Genomic DNA, 20,400 nt, shown 5'->3' on the forward strand with positions numbered 1-20,400 from the left:
GAACAATAAAGAGGAAAATTAAATGAGTTTTGGTTCTATAGTCGTTTTAGTCTTATTTGCCTTTGTTGCAGTGACAATTTTTAAAGGTGTGCGTATTGTTCCACAAGGTTATAAATGGATCGTACAGCGCTTAGGTAAATATCATACAACACTCAATCCTGGGCTAAATTTTGTTATTCCCTATATCGATGAAGTTGCTTACAAAGTAACGACCAAAGATATTGTATTAGACATTCCTTCTCAGGAAGTGATCAGCCGTGATAATGCGGTACTGATGATGAATGCAGTAGCCTATATCAATTTAACCACACCTGAAAAAGCGGTATATGGTATTGAAAATTATACTTGGGCAATTCAGAATTTAGTACAAACCTCTCTCCGCTCTATTGTCGGTGAGATGGATTTGGATGATGCACTTTCTTCTCGTGACCACATTAAAGCGAAACTAAAAGCAGCCATTTCAGATGATATTTCGGATTGGGGAATCACCTTAAAAACTGTTGAAATTCAAGACATTCAACCATCACCTACCATGCAATCTGCAATGGAAGCTCAAGCAGCAGCTGAACGTCAACGTCGTGCAACGGTGACCAAAGCAGATGGTGAAAAACAAGCAGCTATTTTAGAAGCAGATGGTCGCTTAGAAGCATCTCGTCGTGATGCAGAAGCTCAGGTAGTATTAGCACAGTCATCACAACGTGCAATTGAAATGGTCAGTAGCGCTGTTGGAGATAAAGAAATTCCTGTCGCTTATTTACTCGGTGAACAATATGTCAAAGCAATGCAAGACATGGCAAAATCTTCAAATGCAAAAACTGTCATTTTACCTGCAGATATTATGAACACAATTCGTGGTGTAATGGGTCGCAACAACTAAATATTTAATTGATTATATTCAATCACTTAATCAAAACAGGCGACCAGTTGGTTGCCTGTTTTTTTATTGTTAATTTTATCGGCAAAATCCCATCGACTAAGAATTAATCAGTATTTTTGTGTGTTTTATGGTTAAATTTCACATTATTTAGAAATTCTCCCTTTTGATCTACATCCTTCCACGTATATGGATATCATATGAGTTCCTTGAATCCCACCTTAATTACCTTTCTATTTTATATAGTTGCAATGGTCGTCATTGGCCTGATTGCTTATCGTGCAACAACCAGTTTTGATGACTATATTTTAGGTGGGCGTCGTTTAGGAAGCTTTGTAACAGCACTTTCTGCAGGTGCATCCGACATGAGTGGCTGGCTGCTTATGGGTTTACCTGGTGCAATCTATTTATCAGGATTATCTGAAATGTGGATAGCAATTGGTCTAATTATAGGCGCATGGTTAAACTGGCTGTTGGTCGCAGGTCGCCTCAGAATTCATACCGAAATTCAAAACAATGCCCTCACCTTACCTGACTATTTCTCTAATCGTTTTAATGATCATAAAAAGATTTTAAGAGTTGTTTCAGCCGTTATCATCCTGATTTTTTTTGCAATTTATTGTGCTTCCGGCATGGTTGCAGGTGCGCGTTTATTTGAAAGCATGTTTGGTATGTCGTATACCACGGCGCTTTGGATCAGTGCGATTGCAACCATTAGCTATGTCTTTATTGGTGGTTTTCTTGCTGTAAGCTGGACAGATACCATTCAAGCCAGTTTGATGATTTTTGCTTTACTGATCACGCCTATTGTCACCATTTTAAGCTTAGGTGATATCAGTATAGTCAATGCAGCTCTAGAAGCTGCACGACCACAAGCTTATAATTTATTTACAGATATGAGTTTTGTCGCAGTGTTGTCTTTATTGGCATGGGGCTTAGGCTATTTTGGACAACCGCATATTCTTGTTCGTTTCATGGCTGCGGACTCAGTAAAATCTATTCCCAATGCGCGCCGTATAGGCATGACATGGATGATTCTCTGCTTGGGTGGTGCTGTTGCCGCAGGTTTCTTTGGTATTGCTTATTTCGAATTACACCCAGAACTTGCAGCTGTGGTCAATGCAAATCCTGAAACTGTATTTATGGAACTGACTAAAACGCTGTTTAACCCTTGGGTCGCAGGTGTGGTTTTGGCTGCAATTCTTGCTGCTGTAATGAGTACACTGAGTTGCCAACTATTGGTCTGCTCTAGCACATTAACAGAAGACTTTTATAAAGCCTTTATCCGTAAAAATGCTTCTCAAAAAGAATTGGTTTGGATCGGTCGTTTAATGGTGCTCTTAATTGCGATCCTTGCAATTGTATTGGCAACCAACCCTGAATCAAAAGTATTAGGTTTAGTGGCATATGCTTGGGCAGGTTTTGGTGCGGCATTTGGTCCTTTGATTCTTCTTTCACTCTTCTGGAAACGTATGAACTTATCTGGCGCACTTGCAGGTATGGTCGTAGGTGCTGTAGTGGTGATTGCATGGAAAAATATTTCGTTTTTTGCCTCAACTGGTGTTTATGAAATTATTCCAGGGTTCATTTGTTCATTCCTTGCTATTATTTTCTTTAGCTTAATCAGCAAAGAACCAACGGCTGATATGATCGAACGCTTTGAAACAGCTGATCAAATTTATAAAGATTCTGTTTAATTTATTAAAAATCAGAAATTAAAGGGGTTTTCGCCCCTTTTGTTTTATCAAAATTTTATTTAATATTTTATTTAACGAACTGGCTTATGTCCTAAACCAGTCGCCAATTTAGCTTTTACGTGCCAACAAGAACTGAGAAATTTGATTCAACTCTTGGGCATCATTACCAAAATATTCCAAAGCTTTAAATGCTTGATCATGCAATTGTTGTGCATATTTTTTTGCATTATCTAAACCCATCAATGCAGGATAAGTCGATTTATCCACTTGCTCATCTTTACCCGCAGTTTTACCCAAAGATTCAGTATCAGAAATGACATCTAAAATGTCATCTTGAACTTGAAAAGCCAAACCAATCGCTTGCCCATATTGGCGTAATTGCGGAATAGCTTGATCAGTACCTGAAAAAATCGTGACGGCTGACATCATAATCGCAGCTTGGATTAAAGCACCTGTTTTATTCAGGTGAATATTTTCCAACTGTACTTGATCTACATGTTGACCTTCTGCTTGAAGATCTAAAACTTGCCCACAGACCATTTTCGAACTTGCTGTCGCTAAAATCTGCAATTGTTTGAGAATAATTCCCTGATCAATCCCTTGCCCTTGATCAAATAAACGACTGCCTAGCACTTCAAATGCCATCGACTGAAGAATATCCCCCGCTAATAGCGCAGTATCTTCACCAAAAGCGGCATGACAAGTCGGTTGCCCACGACGTAATAAATCGTTGTCCATACAAGGCAAATCATCATGTGCCAATGAATAACAATGAATAAATTCAATGGCTACCGCAGCTCTACGCACCGCAGCAGTATTGGCATACTCAGCTTTTAAATGTGAGGTTGCATAACATAAAGCAGGACGGACTCGTTTGCCACCTAACATGACGGTATGGTGAACAGCAGATTTTAATGGCTCTGGTAAAGAAAATGCGTCTAATGCAGTTTGTAAATCTTGCTGAATTTGAATCTGCGCTCGTTTTAAAATTTCTGCATTTACATTGGGAATAGAAGTCACATCTGCCTCGATTTGTACGAATTTCTAAAACTCAGAATCATCAATGAATTTCAGTCAAATTAGTATATAGGGTGATTAAAGTCATTCTACTATGAGTCACTTTAATTCTCACCCATTAATTCCAAATACAAGACCACATATAAAATCCTGAATGATTCATTGAATTGAGAAAACCAAATTCGTGTTTTATTCACAATGAACAAATTTGCCAATGAATTTAACTTTTACGGATCAACTTTATAAATAGCCAAAGCATTTTTACCCAATGTTTTTGCATCACGAACAGCACGATCTAACTTTTGTAAAACATCTACGCTAAGGTCTTTTGGGCGATCATCATTCAAGTTTTCTGGGTTGACTAAACAATCGGCTTGATTCAAATGATATATCCCGATCGATGCCGTGAGATATTCAAATATTGCCCCGAGCTGAATTTTCTCATTGAAAATGGCAAATTTAAGACGTTCTGCAAGTGTCACGACAGCCCATTCGGTTAAACCTTCAACGACAACCACAAAACTCGCAGAGTTCAGCCTAAAAATTTTGACTTCAGTTTGAGAAACCGCTTCATTTAAAACAGATCCTAATTGAGCGAGAACTTCATCACCTTTGGTATAACTATTTAATTGATTAAAACGTTTAAAATCATCTAGATCTAATTTTAAAAATGAAATATCAGTCTTACGTTTTTTTTGTGCTAATCCACTTAAATAGTGGTCTAATGCGATTTTATTTTGTAAACCTGTAACAAAGTCTAAATATAAATGATCATGTAATTTCTGATTATTTTGTAGTAATACATTTTCACGGCGTTTTAAACGCGTTACATCTGAGCAAACTAAAAGAATCGTTTCTATATCATTATTTTGGTCTCGACCCACTTTGTAATACCCGAGATAAAACTTTCCCTTCACATAAAATTCTTGTTCAAAATACTGATGTTGCTGATTAAAATGGAGTAAAGCCTCATTAAATTGTGCATAGACGACAGTAGAAAATGTTCTGAGTGATTTATCAAAAAGATATAAAGCATCGCATTCATAAATATCAGAAAATTTTTGATTAACACCTAAAAAACGTGCATTTTTATCAAATAAAGCAATGGGTAAAGGAATTTGAGAAATAAATGAAACTAAATGCAATTTATCTAAGTTTTGCAAATAATCAAATACACTTATATCCTCAAGACTTTGTTTTAATTTTACAGATTCTAATTCCATACGCCACCTCGAACTTAATTGGCATTTCTTCGATATATTGTCATAAATGAAGCATAAATATTTTCTATTTATAATTTGTGCTGTTAAAATTTTTCATCACACTTTTTTCTAAAACCTATTCTATAATCACTCTAAAACGTATCGATGAAGAGAATAAATACCTGAGTCAATCATATGATTGATAAAAATATGCAATAGGTAATGAAGTCATTTTCCAATTTAAAATCAATCAATTTGCTTAATATTCATGCGCCTTCAATTCTTACTGAAATTATTTACGTTGAGTTAAGCATAAATACTAGAAAATATTTTGTCATATATTCAACAAAAATAATATAAATGATGAAAGATATCTCAAAAAAAACCTTGCGGTTGCAAGGTTTTTTAAATATTGAAAAATTTAGAACTAAAAACTATCTGCTGGAACGCGAACCCAACCATCCATTAGCACACGTGCGCTACGACTCATAATGGCTTTTTTAACCACCCATTGACCATTTTCATTCAATGCTTGAGCACCTACACGAAGCGTTCCAGAAGGATGACCAAAACGAACAGCGTCTCGTTCACCACCACCTGCAGCCAAATTGACTAAAGTATTTGGAATTGCTGCTGCTGTACCAATCGCAACAGCTGCTGTACCCATCATTGCATGGTGTAATTTCCCCATAGACAATGCGCGTACCAACAAATCTGCATCGCTTTCACTAACAGCTTTACCACTTGATGAAATATAAGCTTTCGGTTTAGAAACAAAGGCTACTTTTGGCGTATGTTGACGATTTGTAGCTTCACTAATGTCTTTGATCAGCCCCATTTTTACTGCACCATAAGCGCGAATTTTTTCAAAACGCGCCAATGCAGCAGGATCACTGTTAATATCTTCTTGCAGCTCCGTTCCTGTGTATCCAATTGCTTCTGCATTTAAGAAAATCGTTGGAATACCTGCATTGATCAAAGTCACTTGGAAAGAACCAATTTCTGGAACATCTAAAGTATCGACAACATTGCCTGTGGGAAACATCGCACCGCCATCTTCACCATCATCTGCGGGATCTAAGAATTCAATTTGAACTTCCGCAGCAGGGAAAGTTACGCCATCTAATTCAAAATCACCTGTTTCTTGTACCTGACCATTGGTCATAGGTACATGAGCAATAATCGTTTTGTGAATGTTTGCTTGCCAAATTCGAACAGTACACATACCATTTTCTGGAATACGTGAAGCTTCGACTAAACCATTGCTAATCGCGAATGAACCCACAGCCGCGGTCAAATTGCCACAGTTACCACTCCAATCTACAAATGCTTTATCAATAGAAACTTGTCCAAAAAGATAATCAACATCATGCTCTGCTTGCTGACTTTTCGCCAAAATAACTGTTTTACTGGTACTTGACGTTGCAGCACCCATTCCATCAATTTGCTTTCCATAAGGATCGGGGCTACCAATGACACGAAGTAATAGTTGATCTCGTGCCTGCCCTGCTATTTGTGCACGTTCAGGTAGGTCATCTAATTTAAAAAATACACCTTTGCTTGTACCACCGCGCATATATGTTGCTGGAATTTTAATTTGTGGTGCAGAACTCATCTTGTCGCATTCCTTTCATTTATCTTTGTTGTAACAAATAATGAATCATCATTCAGTTTTATATTACCCTGTTTTTGTCGAAAAACACGGACTCATTGACTTAAGTATTAATAATTTTTTTAAAAATGCCTAAATATCGAACATAGCATTTGATTGTATATAAATAACCAATATAATTTATTTAATTGAAAATTAAACAAAATATTAAAAAACTATTTTTTGACTTTGCAGTTTCCCTACATAGATCAGTCATGTACTAGGTTTAAAGTAACCAATCAATTACAATAATTCCATTCTTATAAATAGAGCTAATTACATTGAGCAGCGAGTCTACACAACTACAACGTGGACTTAAGAATCGTCATATCCAATTGATTGCTATGGGTGGTGCAATTGGTACAGGCTTATTTTTAGGTTCAGCGCAGGTCATCCAATCTGCGGGTCCATCCATTATTTTGGGTTATGCCATTGGTGGTTTGATTGCATTTTTAATTATGCGCCAGCTCGGAGAAATGATTGTTCATGAACCTGTTGCAGGTTCATTCAGTCACTTTGCCAATAAATATTGGGGGAAATTCCCAGGCTTTTTAGCAGGTTGGAACTACTGGATTTTATATATTTTGGTTGCAATGACCGAATTAACTGCAGTCGCAAAATATATCAATTATTGGTGGCCTTATATCCCTGCTTGGGCATCGGTTTTATTTTTCTTTGTTGTGATTACGCTAGTTAACTTAGGCAATGTAAAATTCTATGGTGAATCAGAGTTTTGGTTAGCCATTATTAAAGTGGCTGCAGTCGTTTCTATGATTGTCTTTGGTATTTACTTATTATTGACCGCAGATACTAATTCTACAGCATCATTCTCCAATCTTTGGACACAAGGTGGTTTCTTTCCGCATGGTTTCCAAGGTTTGTTCTATATGTTGGCATTTTTGATGTTTGCCTTCGGTGGTATTGAACTGATTGGTATGGCTGCAGCTGAAGCAGAAAATCCTGAAAAAACAATTCCGAAAGCAATTAACCAAGTTGTATTTCGTATTTTAATTTTCTATGTGGGTTCGCTTACGATTCTTTTATCTCTTGTGCCTTGGAATCAATTAGATCTAGGTGGTTTAGATAAAAGCCCATTTGTGATGATTTTCAGTCAATTAGGAATTGGTTGGGCGGCACATTTACTTAATTTTATTATCTTAACTGCTGCTTTGTCTGTTTATAATAGTGGGATGTATGCCAATAGCCGTATGTTATTTGGTCTTGCACAACAAGGCAATGCGCCTAAGATTTTTGCAAAAATCAATAAACAAGGTGTGCCAATTCCTGCTGTGCTTTTCTCGGCATTACTCATTTTTGGTTGCGTATTGTTAAACTATTTTGTCCCTGAAGATGCCTTAAGCCATTTGATGTATATCGTCGTTGGTGCATTGGTTTTAAACTGGGCAATGATCAGTTTGACCCATTTGAAGTTTAAACAAGCAATGAAAAAAACAAATGAATTAACGAAATTCCCTGCTCTTTGGTCACCTATTAGCAACTATTTAGTATTATTGTTTATTACAACAGTACTTTATATTATGTGGACACAAGGGTTCAAAGAATCAGTGATTATGATTCCAGTGTGGATTATTGTGATGGCATTATTGTTTAAAATGCTTAATTCAAAAAAATCAAATTGATTTAAAACATTTGTGAATTGGTGTTGTAACTGATTAGAACTTCATTTTTTAAAAGCTATTATTTCGATAATAGCTTTTTTTTCATAGATATATGCGGTAGATTGTGTGTCTAATGCGCCTTTAGCTTAACTGGATAGAGCAGTTGCCTCCTAAGCGACCGACGTGGGTTCGAGTCCCGCAGGGCGCACCATTTCATACTTTTTTTAGTCTGTAATGTTTAAAATTAATAAATAAAATTCGGTGGTGTTTCAAAAAGTATGCTGATCATATTTTACTCGCAACACAAATATCAAAAAGCTTTGAAAATACAGTGAATTTATTCTACTTATCTTCAATTTTTTTATTGATAGATTTAACTAGCATAAAATTTAGAACACTATCTAAAATTCAATATATTAATAAAAAATAATATCTAAATAAGTCTATAAAAATACAACTTAATATATTTTTTTGCGGTAATTTTTACCGTAAAAATGCCAAAAAATAGTTATACCGCTGACAGATACCAAAATTAAAACGATTAAAGCAGACTCTACAAAAGTACAGAAACTTGCAGACGACTATGGCTTATTTTTTGATTATCTCTAAAACTGGTGACAAAAGCTGGAGATACGATTTTACTCACGCCCCTATACCCAAAAAAGAAATTCCTTATGTTTTGGTTCATACACTACGGCCTCTTTAGCCGATGCAAGAATTAACCGTACCAAGTATTTGGATAAAAGAAAGATCATAATGCAGAAATGGGCGGATTATTGTGATGAAATAAAATTAGCAAAGCTCAAACCATAGTTTGTTCAACAATTAATGTACTTTTATGGCTCGATGGAGTTTATTGCACAAAAAACATAAGCCACTGATATTTAAAACATTAATAATTTTTTAATTTAAATATTAATTCAATAATATTAATAGTTTAATTTTTTGTGCAACAAAGTCTCTCTAGCTTACTAGTTCAATTTTCTTATCCATTAAGATCAAAAAATAGTGAAAGATAAGATTTAAGATTATTTACAATAACAGTAATCTCATTGATTATGAGCATGAGAAAGAAAATTTGATTCATGCATTTCATAATTTTAAAAACTGAATCCAATATTCAGATTCACTCTATACATCCATTTTTCACTATTTTCGGATGTTGCAGAAGTAAAACCTGTTCCATTGGTTGCCCCACCAATAATATTAGAATTTTTACCCCAAGTATAATCAGTCCAGACCATGAATGGTGATGCTATGAGCATTGCCCCTGTAGTATTCATCTGTGAAGCAGCCCAATCACTACGTTCTTTATCCAAATAGCTGTAGTCATTATAAAAACGGATTGCCTTTAATTTACCCATATTTTGCATAGGCAATGTATAGGCAATATTTAAACTGGCTATAGTTCCTTCAGAAGCAATAAAATACGAAGGTGTTAAACCATTTGCACCCATTAAAGTCATATCATTATTAACTCCAGCTGGATTTTCTGCATCATACTGATAGTGGATAACAGATGACTGCAAATTCCATCGTTGATAATTACTGTTCGTATGCAAACCAGCCGCATAATAACTGCCATCTTTATCAGTAGTTTTGTTATGCAATTGCGCAACTGCCCCCGATAAGCCAACTTCATGTTTGCCTATTTGTTCATTACCGAATTTGCGTACAATTCGAGTATTTAGCTGATTTTGCTTTTCATTCTGATAAGCGGCTTGAAATGGTAAATGATTTTCTGAAAGATCATCATAAGTTGCAGACTCGGGTGAGTAGCGTAAGTTAGTTTCCAACATTCGCGGGTAATAGCCCATTTTGACATCCCATTCGGGATTATTATAGTTCCAGTTCACCCCAGGTGCAGCATTATTACCATAACCCAAAAAGAATGGAATTTGATAAGTCCAGCCATTTTGCGGATAAGGATAAATTGCAAAAGGCTTATATACAAAACCCGCTTCAATACTCTGATTTTGATTTAAATTATATCCAACATAGGCTTTTTCAATGGAGGTCTTTTCCTGATCTTGAATAATATAGCTAGCATTTAAATAAGCATCATCTGATTTACCTTTCAAATCCACACGGAAAATATCAAAATCTAGTTTGCCAAATCCACGATTTGGGCTGGCATCCCATTGTTCATAGCGGTGATTAAAACGTAACACTCCCCCCACTTTCAGTGATTGAGTACCATCTGTACTTTTCCACTCTAATAGATCATCTTTTGCCTGAACCGATATTGCGACGATGCTCAGCAACATCATGATAGCTACAGTTAAAATTGTTTTATTCATATCATTTCCCTATAACCACTTTGTTTTATATACAAAACTTTGTTTATTTGTGTTTTTAGCTAAAAAAATTTAGCCATGTTCCTGCTGTCCAGTTTTATAAACAGGTCTTAGCAATATTTGAACAGCCAGCAGTCCGTGTGACCGTTTAATCTTTTAAAGCGCTTCGGCAAAGCTCAATTCATATGAATAAAATCTTTTATCTTAAAACTTAAGTTCAAATGATTTTCATCTAAAAATGGTTTTCATCTAAATATGGTATGCCTGCATGCAATCTCTCTTATGAGAAATTGCACTATAGGTGCGCTTGTTAGAAATCATTTACTAGGTGAATTAGTACAATTTTTTCTGTGGTGGGCCCGCAAATTTCAGTGGACCAATCGCATTCATATCCAGCTCAATCACGGCTGGGCCGTTCAGGTTAATCGCTTCTTGAATGGCTATTTTGAATTCGTCGGCACTACCAACTTTCCAACTCTTCACACCCATCGACTCACCCAATAAACGATAGTCTGGTGTATGTAATTCATTAAAATACTGTCGACCGCCAAAGTAGTTATTTTGAATACCGCGCATAACGCCATAACCACCGTCATTCATTACCATTAGCACCATATCGGTATTTTCTTGTGCCATAGTCGCTATTTCACCAATACCGAGCATTAATCCGCCATCACCCACCAAACCCACCACTTTTTTGTCTGGATTAGCAATGGATGAACCAATGGCATGCGCGAGACCAAGACCAATCGCCCCTGCCAAAGAATGAATGTTTTTATTAGGTGTTTGCACTGGGAATAAGCGACTGCCCCATGTACTACCAGACATGGTAATGTCACGAACAAAAATTCCATCTTCTGGTAAAGCTTCACGTAAATGATCACAAATCAAAGCATATTGATCCATTTGTGTACGCAATGCTTCAATTGCATTTTCACGTGCTGCTTTGATTTCAGCATCGTAAGCCGCATCTACTTTGCTCACTCCATTTAAGGCTGTAAGTACGCGTGCTAAAGTATCTTTAGTATCGGCACAAACAAATTGTGAGACCTTATAGTTACGCTGCTGTGCTACTGGGTTAGCATCAATTTGGATAATATTCGCAGGAAATTCTACTGAATAAGTTTTAGTTTCATTGCTACGCAAGCGTGAGCCTGCAACTACGACTAAATCCGCTTCTTTTAGCAATTTTTCTACTGCTACAGAGTTATGGAAAGCACCTAAAGTACGGGGATGCTCATCAGCCAATACACCGCGGGCATGGGTAGAAGAAACGACTGGAATACCTAAGTCTGCAATGGCTTTAACTTCTTCCACCGCAGTTAGCGTACCACCACCAATCCAAAATACGGGACGCTTAGCTTTTTTCAAAGCATCAGCAATCAATTGAATTTCTGCATCATCAGCCTGAGGTAATTGCATCGCTTTCACAGGACCTAAATTTAAAGGTAAATCAATTTCTGCAGCTTGTACGTCAATTGGAATTTCCACACTAACAGGTCCCATTGGTACAGTCGTTGCCACACGAATCGCTTCTCGGATAACACCTACAGCATTGTCTGGACTGGTAATACGGAATGCGGCTTTACTTGAAGCTTTTAAAAAGGTTAGCTGATCTTTGGTTTCGTGAATAAAACTGGCATCGCGATCTAAATATTCACGTTCAACCTGACCTGTTAAATGCAATACTGGACTGCCTGCGTTCATTGCCTCAATAAGTGAACCCACAGCATTTCCTGCACCTGCCCCAGTACTGGTTAATGCGACTCCTAAACCTTTAAAACGGGCATGTGCATCGGCCATGGTCACAGAACCAGCTTCGCCACGTGCTGCAACAAAGCGTGTTTTTTCACGGCGACCAACGGCATCTGCTATTGGTAAATTATGAATTGAAATCACACCATAAATGCTGTCTACATTGTGTTGTTCTAATACCCGTGCGATCGCTTCGCCTACATTTACACGTTCAGTCATTTTCTCTTTCCTTAAATTTTTTGATTTTTGATTTTTGGGATATGGGTTTTCTAATCCGCCCACGGATTGGCTTGTTCGTTTAAACCCAAATAAATACTTTTTTGCTGCATATAAGACAAAATGCCGAGGCGTCCTTTTTCACGACCAATACCACTGTCTTTAAAACCACCAAATGGCGCACTAATCGAGAATTTTTTGTAGGTGTTAATCCACACCGTACCGACTTCTAAAATCCGTGCAAGTTGCCATGCCTTACGGTAGTTTTCAGTCCAAATACCTGCGGCTAAACCAAAACAACTGTCATTGGCTTGCGCAATTAAATCCTGCTCATTTTCATAAGGCAGTACCACTAATACTGGCCCAAAAATCTCTTCTTGGCAGGTTTGTGCGCTGTTGTTTAAACCTGTAATAATGGTTGGCTTATAGAAACTACCTTTGGCAAAATCACCATGAGTAATTGCTTCGCCACCTGTAACAACCTTGCCACCTTCGGCTTTAGCTAATTCCACATAACGATGTACAGATTCCAAATGTTTTTGGTTAATCAAAGATCCCATGTGCACATTTGACTGTTCAGGATGACCAACTCGTAAACCTTCAGTAATTTCGACCAAGCGTTTTAGAAAAGTTTCATAAATAGACTGATGAATAAACAAACGTGAACCTGCAATACAGGCTTGACCAGCCGAACTAAAAATACCGTAAACAATACCTTTAGCTGCAATTTCAATGTCAGCATCTGGCAGTACGATGGTTGGAGATTTACCCCCAAGTTCTAAGGACGTGGTAATCAATTTTTCGGCAGCAACATGCGCTAGGTGACGACCAGTTGATGTACCGCCTGTAAATGAAATTTTGCGTACTAATGGATGTTGCGCAATGGCATCACCAATAACTGAACCACGACCGACAAGTACACTAAGAATACCTTTAGGCAAGCCTGCTTCTTCAAAAATTTTTGCCAATTCCAAAGCAATTAAAGATGTTGCTTCGGCAGGCTTTAAAATTACGGCATTCCCTGCTGCAATGGCTGGTGCCAACTTTTGTACTTCACTAGCAATTGGAGAGTTCCAAGGTGTGATGGCTGCAACGACGCCTACAGGCTCATGTACACTCATGGTCATAAAGTCAGACGCACGCTGTGTGGTCAGTTCTTCATTGAAGGTTTCACAGGCTGCTGCATTAAAACGGGCTGTCGCTGCCGCACTCATAACCAAAGCGCGAGTTTCAGACAAAGGCTTGCCATTATCACGGGTTTGTAGTTTAGACAATTCATCGGCACGGGCTTCAATAATGTCCGCAACACGGTACAAAATTTTTGCACGTTCATGTGGCAATGAATTACGCCATTCAGGTTTACGCCAAGCTTGATCTGCTTTCGTAATCGCCTCTTCAACATCTTCTAGAGTTGCTGTTGAAATTTCAGCATTCACAGAGTTATCTGCTGGAAATAGGCTTTGAATTACATTCCCGCGCCCTAGACGCCATTCACCTGCAATATAAATTTCTTTTACCATGGCACTCACCAAATCCTTTTAAATCTGAATTGCGTCTACGCTGTTTCTACATGCACGGATCACACTCAGTGCTGCCAGTGTTGATGTTTTTGGATTACTCTCCAAAGGCACACCAATCATTTCAATATTCATTTGACCAAACCGCCCTTCGGCAATAATGGTATGTTTGTTTTGACTAATCGTTGGATCTACCGTCAACTCAACCATAGTTTCATCCATACCTATGCCTGCTAGTGCAATAGTTGCTGCCACGTTAGCATTGGCTGGAAAATTCAGTGCCGCTTCACGTGCAGTACCTGTATAAAAAACTGTTGGCTCAGTCACTTGGTCTAAATCAATCAGTTTTTCTGCATAACTACCACGCCAGCTATTTGGACTTTTACAGCCTTTATAAGTAACTTTTTCTAGACCACCTTCTTTGGCAGCAGAAATACCATCAATCCCTGCAATAGCACCTGCCAACAAATGAATATGTGCGCCAGACTGTTCTGCTGTATTTTTCAGTTGAGCCAAGAACACGCTGTCTGCCAGAGTACCCACTGAAATCAAGCCAATGTTCCAGCCTTTTTCTAGTACTTTTCCTGCATGCTCTTTCACTGCTGCCTGTCCCGCCACCTCAATGACATAGTCTGGTGTGCCATCACAGTCATCAACATTGGAAATGACCTGCACATCTGCTGACACAGCCTGCTGAACGCTTTCAATACTAAACTCGGGCACAACTATCCATTTCAGCTCAAGGTCTTTAGGTAAATGAGTACGAACTTCATTCGCCATTGCGCCAAAACCAATCATCATTAACTGTTTCATACACACACCTTATAAATGCTTGTTAAAGCCACCAGAAACATCAATTGCAGAGCCTGTGGTATAAGACGCCATTGGCGAAGCTAAGAACACCAAAGCACGGGCTGGCTCTTCTGGCTTACCCAAACGCGCCATTGGAATACCACGTTTTTTTGCAATATTGCCAATCCACTCTTCCCATGATTGATTTTGGTCAGAACGGGTTTCAAAACGGCGTTTCCACTGTGCAGATTCGACCATGCCCAGTAAAATAGAGTTCACACGAATGCTGTATTGTGAAAATTCATGTGCTAATGAATGGGTTAAATTCAATAAAGCAGCACGTGCAGATGATGTCGCAATCATGTGCGGTTCAGGCTGTAGTGCCAAGAGCGAGTTCACATTGGTAATAGATGCGCAATCTGACTGCTTTAATGCAGGTAAAAATGTGCGGATTGGATGCAGAACGCTGAAATACTTTAATTCAACTTCTTTAATCCATTCCTCATCTGCTGTATTTTCAAAATTTGAAACACGACCTTGACCTGCGTTATTAATTAAAATATCGACACCGCCAAATGCATTTTGTACTTGATCTGCAAATTTTTTGACATCTGCTTTGTCTAAAACATTACAGATTGATGTCAACACTTTGGCATTTGGGTAGCGTGATAAAATCAGTGACTGCGATTCTTTTAAGCGCTGTTCGTCACGGCCACACCATGCAACACATGCACCTTCTGCAACTAAAAGCTCTACCGTTGCCAATCCAATCCCAGACGAGCCACCGGTAACCACTGCCTTTTTTCCATTTAATTGGAAACTCATTTCCCTATCTCACATCAGTGCTTAATTAAGCGACAATAAAATTTGGTTGAATTGCGCTGCTTGGTCCAAATAACTTAAATGACCTGCTTCTTCAATTTCATAACATTTCTTCAGCTGAAACTGATCTGCCAATGCTTGAATATCTTGTGGAGGCGTAATGCCATCCGCCATACCTTTAACAACATAAATATTTTGCTGTTTCGGGTTTAAATAACTTTGAATCGAGTCATACGCCAATAAATACGATGCATCTGTAAAACCATCTAAATGAATGTTTTGCATCACAACTTCTATTAGTTCCAAAACATCTGCTGACGCATGTGCAACCAAGTGTGGTCCACGCGATTGCGCCATGCCAGAAGTCCCTAAGCTTTGCAACATTTTTGGGCGTTTTTCAAATACATCCTGCTGTTTTTGCGTACCAAAACCTTTGTAACCCTGCGCCACATTAGCAATCACCAATGCCTCAACAACATCTGGATATAAAGCATTAAATGCAGCGGCCTGCATTGCACCTAATGAATGCCCAACCAAAATGACTTTGCTCAGTCCCAAACCATCCAGCATGCCTTTTAAACGTCGTGCGTAATCTTTTGCATTTGGATGCTCCACGGCTAGCCGATCAGACTGACCATAACCCGGTGCATCCCATGCAATTACATGAAAATGATGACTTAAATCTTGTAGCTGTTTGACCCAAGAACCTGAACCAGAACTAATACCATGTAGTAATACTAAGACTTTGCCTGCTCCCGCTTCACGGTAAGATTGCTGTACGCTGTCAAACTGAATGGTTTTCAAATCAAACTTTGCTAACTGATCAATTAAAGTCATCGCATCACTTCCTTAAAATTAACGCTTGATTTGAGAAAGCGGATGTTCAGGTGGATAGTTCGGAATAGTGGGTTTACCTGTTCCCAACATCACGCACATCAAGGCATCTTCCTTACCTGGATTAAATAAACCACGATAAATACCAGGTGGAATTGAAATCAAATCGCGCTCTTTTAAGCGAGTCGAAAATTTTTCGCCTTCATGTTCAATGAACAAATCAATTTCACCGCGCAACATGAAAAAAACTTCTTCTACATCATGATGAATATGCAGTGGACCTTCACATTGCGGTGGTAAAACCATCGTAGAGAACGTGAAGTTTTCTGCAAGAACAGTGTTGCTATCGCTGGCCACACCAGTTGCACCTGTGCCCATGTAACGCATTTGCGCACGGCGGTATTTCGGGTCGTAATCGGCTTGGAACTTTAAAGCATCAAAGTCATATTTACGTGTTTCAAAACGTGCAATACGTCCGCCAATCCAGTCTTCAAGTGACTGCTCTGCTGGCTGTTTCCAAGATTCAAATTGTTGTACAGACATGACTTTCTCCTTTTTCAGCCCTATGCAATTTCACAAAAAGTGGAGCTGTATCTCATCTAGTTTGGGTGTTGACCGTCACATAGACATTAATTGCTATATGACGACATAAATAATAGTGAATGATTAATAACGTTTAAGTAGTGGTAACAAGAAGAACGATCCAATCACAGCGACAACTGCCAAGAAGGTAATACCTATATTGAAACTACCTGTTTGCATCACAATTGCACCAATAATGACGGGTGCTGCAGCGCTAGCGAAGTTACCTAAGCCATTAAAAATACCGCCTGCTGTTGCTCCAACATCTGCTGTCGTAATACGCGCCAGTAAGGCAAATATGGCTGCTACACCAAAGCCCCATGCCATTGCGCTTAAAGACATAGCTAAAATCACCAGTATTGGATTGGTTGCAATGACCATCAAGTACATGAAAATACCTGCAATAAGTAACCCACCACTGACTTGAATGGCACGTTTACCCAATTTGTCAGATAAAAATGCACCAGCAACCTCACCAATCAACATGGCAATAAATGGTAAGCTTGAATAAAAACCAAATTCTTTTAAGTTAAAGCCTTTGTCTTGAATTAAATAAGATGGCACCCAGCTGTTTAGTCCCCACAGGTAGGTCATCAAAGCAATGTTAAAAATGCACAGTAGCCAAAACGAAGAGTTGCTTAACAGTGTTTTGGTATTGTTTAAATGCGCTCTAAAATTCACACGCTTACCAACACCTTCTAAATCAACAGTACGCTTTAACTGCAAGTTACGTAGACCAAAAACAATCAAAGCCAATACAATGAATGTCATTGCACCCATCACAAAGAACGTTGTATGCCAATCATAATGTGCCAACACAAATGCAGTAATCGGGAAACCTAAAAATGCGCCAATGGGGGTACCTAAAAGGAACATAGTTGATGCACGTGCTTGCTGACGATCTGTATAAGTTTGTTTCACAATGGTATATGCCAAAGCAAATAATGGCCCTTCGGCTAAACCTAATAAAACACGTAGCGTTAACATCGTTGAGTAATCTGTGGTAAAGCCCATTAAAATCATGAGTAGGCCCCACGATGTCACGCTCCAAAACAACATTTTTTTAGGGCAGAAAATATCGCCTAAAAAGCTCAGGAACATTGAAGAAAAGCCATAAGCCAACAGAAAACTTGTCATTAACCAGCCTAGTTTGGCTTTGTCTTGTCCTATACCCATTGCTTGCTGGAACGTTGCATCAGAAAACAATACGGCAATACTGATTTTGTCAAAGAAAGCCAACACAACGCAGATCATTAAAATGATTGCAGGTGTCCAATGCTTGATCCCTGTTTTCACATCATTATCCATGGTAAATCCTTTAATTCATGGGCTAATATTTTTGAGTCTGAACGACTATTTTAATTTCATTAAATTATATTCTGGATCTTGCAGCTGTGTTGGATCCAACTCACGATGACTGGCCATCCAACGTTTTGCTAATTTCACTAATTTAGAATCATTAACGGCAATCACATTTAGTAGATGATGTTGTTCATCTAAATAGAAAAACGTAATTTGCGTATTCAATGTTTTACGAATGATCACTTGATGTGTTTTTTCAGGCTGATACGTACCTAGAATTTGAATATTGCATTGGTACTGATCTGACCATAACCAAGGAATATCTTGATATGCCGTCATTTCACCCAACATTGATTTTGCTGTAGCAATTGCTTGATTTTGCGCATTGGCCCAAGACTGAATGCAATAACCCAAACTCGGGTGAATTGCGACATCACCTGCCGCATAAATATGAGCATCCGAGGTTTGACCAAATTCATTGACCACAATGCCATCTTTAACTTCAAGGGCTGCTTGTGATGCTAACTCTTTGGCAATTTCTGCCCCAGCACCCACAACTACACAATCAAACTGTTTAAGTTTGATGTCTGCATCAAATACTTCAACTTTTTGAGTTGTAGTTTCAATCAAATGTAATTTCGTTGCATTTAAATGAATCGCCGTACCTGCATCCTCATGTAATTGCTTTAAAAATACCGAAACTTCAGGGCTTACACTTCGTGCGCATAAACGTGAACCGTATTCAAAAATTTCAACATTCTTGCCTTGTTTACGTGCTGTCGCAGCAATTTCAAGACCAATCCAACCACCGCCAATGACTGCAATGTGTTCTGATGATTTTAATTTTTCCGCCAATTTTTGGCAGTCTTTAATATCACGCATAGTGTATACATTGTGCATGCTTGACCAAGCCGAAACAGGAATACGTGCACGGCTACCAGTCGCAATCAACAGCTTGTCATAAGCCAAAACCTTGCCACTTTCTAAATGTACCGTTTTATCGGCTTTATCCAGTTTTACCGCATGGTCTGGCTTATGCCAAGTCACAGAAAAATCATTTACCTGATCTGCTGAAAATAGATTTAAGCTTTCAATTTCTGCTTCTTGCGAGAGCACTTGTTTAGACAACGGTGGGCGTTCATAAAAGACTTGATCTTCATTCGATACCACATGAATTTCGCCGCTAAAACCTTGACCACGTAAAGTATGAACTGCCCATCCTGCTGCTTGACCTGCGCCTACAATCACAATCTTGTTCATGCCGATCTCCTTATCATCACTCTCTGTTAAGCGGGCTTAACCTGACGACGGGTTTTATGGTCTAAACCGCCTTCAATCGCCCACTCAGTAAACAATTCCAAGCTGTGTTCTTCTTCACGTGGCTGCCATTCCTCAGTCAAATAATCGTCATTGGTGTAGTACTCGAAAGCACCGCCCAATGGGGAATTGACATACCAGAAATATGCTGATGAAATTGGATGACGACCAGGGCCAATAAAGGTCGACCAGTCCTGACGGTTCATGCTTAAACCACCACCAATCACTTCATGAATATCACGCACCACAAAAGCGACATGGTTTAAACCAGCAGGTTTATTTGGAATAGACAGTAGAAATAAATCATGATGGAATCCTTCACCACGGCAACGTAAAAATGCACCACGCTGACGGTAAGCATCCGATAAATGGAAGCCGACTTTTTCAATATAAAATGCTTGTGTCTTTGGCAAATCTGGTGTGAAAAAAACCACATGACCAATATCTACAGGTTCTGCTTTTTCATATACTGGACTGGCAGCATTGATACGTTGAACATTGCCAAACTGGTTAATACCTTCAGTTTTAACGACTGGTAATTCATGAGTAATGCTTTTTTTAAACACAATGGTCATACCATTTGGATCACAGCATTTCACATGCAAAGCCGAACTTTCAAAACAAGGTTCATTGGCTAAGTTTGTTTTTAATTTTTCAAAATCCTGCTCATTTTCAACACCCCATGTCACTTCACGCAATGTTGAACCTGCCTCAATAGCTTCTGGCAAACGTGTATCTACAATATCAAATAAGTAAACTTTGCTGCCATTTTGGGTTTGGTATAAATCGGCACCCTCAATATCTGAATTAACCGATTTCAAGCCAAAATCAGCTAAAAATGTATTTGCCTCTTGGCGGTCTTCGACACCAAATTTAAGGACTTCAATTCCTGTAATCATGCTGTGT

General features: G+C 38.5%; 16 protein-coding genes and 1 tRNA gene. 4 read left to right on the top strand and 13 right to left on the bottom strand.

Translation table 11 applies throughout. The annotated features are described in order from the left end of the window. The first annotated feature begins 22 nt into the window (after positions 1-22). Positions 23-877, top strand: a complete 855-nt coding sequence (locus ACG94X_RS13445) for an SPFH domain-containing protein (RefSeq protein WP_419384214.1) — start codon at positions 23-25, stop codon at positions 875-877. 197 nt (positions 878-1,074) lie between these two features. Next, positions 1,075-2,571: a sodium/proline symporter PutP gene (putP, locus tag ACG94X_RS13450; protein WP_419384215.1), complete on the top strand. Its 1,497-nt coding sequence runs from the start codon at positions 1,075-1,077 to the stop codon at positions 2,569-2,571. 108 nt (positions 2,572-2,679) lie between these two features. On the opposite strand, the gene ACG94X_RS13455 is transcribed toward putP, so the two are convergent. From ACG94X_RS13455 to prpF, 3 genes are all read right to left on the bottom strand, one after another. Beyond that, complete coding sequence (locus ACG94X_RS13455) at positions 2,680-3,591, bottom strand: polyprenyl synthetase family protein (protein ID WP_419384216.1); 912 nt, start codon at positions 3,589-3,591, stop codon at positions 2,680-2,682. Between the two features lie 224 nt (positions 3,592-3,815). Next, positions 3,816-4,811, bottom strand: coding sequence for a sensor domain-containing diguanylate cyclase (locus tag ACG94X_RS13460; RefSeq protein ID WP_419384217.1), 996 nt, complete (start codon positions 4,809-4,811; stop codon positions 3,816-3,818). Positions 4,812-5,217: 406 nt separating this feature from the next. Beyond that, on the bottom strand, positions 5,218-6,405 hold the full coding sequence (gene prpF / locus ACG94X_RS13465) for a 2-methylaconitate cis-trans isomerase PrpF (protein ID WP_419384218.1): 1,188 nt from the start codon (positions 6,403-6,405) through the stop codon (positions 5,218-5,220). Positions 6,406-6,722: 317 nt separating this feature from the next. Here prpF and ACG94X_RS13470 point away from each other — a divergent pair, with 317 nt between their 5' ends. Both ACG94X_RS13470 and ACG94X_RS13475 read left to right on the top strand, forming a co-directional pair. Further along, positions 6,723-8,081, top strand: coding sequence for an amino acid permease (locus ACG94X_RS13470; RefSeq protein WP_419384219.1), 1,359 nt, complete (start codon positions 6,723-6,725; stop codon positions 8,079-8,081). A gap of 114 nt (positions 8,082-8,195) precedes the next feature. Further along, positions 8,196-8,271 (top strand) — tRNA-Arg (locus tag ACG94X_RS13475). Between the two features lie 889 nt (positions 8,272-9,160). Here ACG94X_RS13475 and ACG94X_RS13480 read toward each other — a convergent pair. The 10 genes from ACG94X_RS13480 to ACG94X_RS13525 all read right to left on the bottom strand — a co-directional run bounded on the left by ACG94X_RS13480 (position 9,161) and on the right by ACG94X_RS13525 (position 20,393). Further along, complete coding sequence (locus ACG94X_RS13480; protein ID WP_419384220.1) at positions 9,161-10,360, bottom strand: hypothetical protein; 1,200 nt, start codon at positions 10,358-10,360, stop codon at positions 9,161-9,163. Between the two features lie 330 nt (positions 10,361-10,690). Continuing rightward, positions 10,691-12,331, bottom strand: a complete 1,641-nt coding sequence (locus ACG94X_RS13485) for a thiamine pyrophosphate-binding protein (RefSeq protein ID WP_419384221.1) — start codon at positions 12,329-12,331, stop codon at positions 10,691-10,693. Between the two features lie 50 nt (positions 12,332-12,381). Further along, positions 12,382-13,848, bottom strand: coding sequence for an aldehyde dehydrogenase (locus tag ACG94X_RS13490; RefSeq protein WP_419384222.1), 1,467 nt, complete (start codon positions 13,846-13,848; stop codon positions 12,382-12,384). Between the two features lie 18 nt (positions 13,849-13,866). Beyond that, on the bottom strand, positions 13,867-14,658 hold the full coding sequence (locus ACG94X_RS13495; protein WP_419384223.1) for an aspartate dehydrogenase: 792 nt from the start codon (positions 14,656-14,658) through the stop codon (positions 13,867-13,869). 9 nt (positions 14,659-14,667) lie between these two features. Beyond that, a complete protein-coding gene (locus tag ACG94X_RS13500; RefSeq protein WP_419384224.1) occupies positions 14,668-15,462 on the bottom strand; it encodes an SDR family oxidoreductase in 795 nt (264 codons plus the stop codon). Between the two features lie 21 nt (positions 15,463-15,483). Next, positions 15,484-16,296: an alpha/beta fold hydrolase gene (locus ACG94X_RS13505; protein ID WP_419384225.1), complete on the bottom strand. Its 813-nt coding sequence runs from the start codon at positions 16,294-16,296 to the stop codon at positions 15,484-15,486. Positions 16,297-16,314: 18 nt separating this feature from the next. Further along, positions 16,315-16,836, bottom strand: coding sequence for a cupin domain-containing protein (locus ACG94X_RS13510; RefSeq protein ID WP_419384226.1), 522 nt, complete (start codon positions 16,834-16,836; stop codon positions 16,315-16,317). 123 nt (positions 16,837-16,959) lie between these two features. Beyond that, positions 16,960-18,183, bottom strand: a complete 1,224-nt coding sequence (locus tag ACG94X_RS13515; protein WP_419384227.1) for an MFS transporter — start codon at positions 18,181-18,183, stop codon at positions 16,960-16,962. Positions 18,184-18,228: 45 nt separating this feature from the next. Next, positions 18,229-19,437: an NAD(P)/FAD-dependent oxidoreductase gene (locus ACG94X_RS13520; protein ID WP_419384228.1), complete on the bottom strand. Its 1,209-nt coding sequence runs from the start codon at positions 19,435-19,437 to the stop codon at positions 18,229-18,231. A 26-nt stretch (positions 19,438-19,463) separates the two neighbouring features. Then, entirely contained in the window at positions 19,464-20,393 is a 930-nt protein-coding gene (locus ACG94X_RS13525) for a VOC family protein (protein WP_419384229.1), read from the bottom strand. Positions 20,394-20,400 lie beyond the last annotated feature (7 nt).

This window comes from Acinetobacter psychrotolerans (assembly GCF_048552595.1).
Taxonomy (GTDB): domain Bacteria; phylum Pseudomonadota; class Gammaproteobacteria; order Pseudomonadales; family Moraxellaceae; genus Acinetobacter.

What these genes read in the sequence shown, in the direction of transcription:
- ACG94X_RS13495 (WP_419384223.1), bottom strand. Translation starts at nt 14,658, where the DNA reads ATGAAACAGTTAATGATGATTGGTTTTGGCGCAATGGCGAATGAAGTT.
- ACG94X_RS13460 (WP_419384217.1), bottom strand. Translation starts at nt 4,811, where the DNA reads ATGGAATTAGAATCTGTAAAATTAAAACAAAGTCTTGAGGATATAAGT.
- ACG94X_RS13505 (WP_419384225.1), bottom strand. Translation starts at nt 16,296, where the DNA reads ATGACTTTAATTGATCAGTTAGCAAAGTTTGATTTGAAAACCATTCAG.
- ACG94X_RS13445 (WP_419384214.1), top strand. Translation starts at nt 23, where the DNA reads ATGAGTTTTGGTTCTATAGTCGTTTTAGTCTTATTTGCCTTTGTTGCA.
- ACG94X_RS13520 (WP_419384228.1), bottom strand. Translation starts at nt 19,437, where the DNA reads ATGAACAAGATTGTGATTGTAGGCGCAGGTCAAGCAGCAGGATGGGCA.
- ACG94X_RS13480 (WP_419384220.1), bottom strand. Translation starts at nt 10,360, where the DNA reads ATGAATAAAACAATTTTAACTGTAGCTATCATGATGTTGCTGAGCATC.
- putP (WP_419384215.1), top strand. Translation starts at nt 1,075, where the DNA reads ATGAGTTCCTTGAATCCCACCTTAATTACCTTTCTATTTTATATAGTT.
- ACG94X_RS13515 (WP_419384227.1), bottom strand. Translation starts at nt 18,183, where the DNA reads ATGGATAATGATGTGAAAACAGGGATCAAGCATTGGACACCTGCAATC.
- ACG94X_RS13510 (WP_419384226.1), bottom strand. Translation starts at nt 16,836, where the DNA reads ATGTCTGTACAACAATTTGAATCTTGGAAACAGCCAGCAGAGCAGTCA.
- ACG94X_RS13525 (WP_419384229.1), bottom strand. Translation starts at nt 20,393, where the DNA reads ATGATTACAGGAATTGAAGTCCTTAAATTTGGTGTCGAAGACCGCCAA.
- ACG94X_RS13490 (WP_419384222.1), bottom strand. Translation starts at nt 13,848, where the DNA reads ATGGTAAAAGAAATTTATATTGCAGGTGAATGGCGTCTAGGGCGCGGG.
- ACG94X_RS13500 (WP_419384224.1), bottom strand. Translation starts at nt 15,462, where the DNA reads ATGAGTTTCCAATTAAATGGAAAAAAGGCAGTGGTTACCGGTGGCTCG.
- ACG94X_RS13485 (WP_419384221.1), bottom strand. Translation starts at nt 12,331, where the DNA reads ATGACTGAACGTGTAAATGTAGGCGAAGCGATCGCACGGGTATTAGAA.
- prpF (WP_419384218.1), bottom strand. Translation starts at nt 6,405, where the DNA reads ATGAGTTCTGCACCACAAATTAAAATTCCAGCAACATATATGCGCGGT.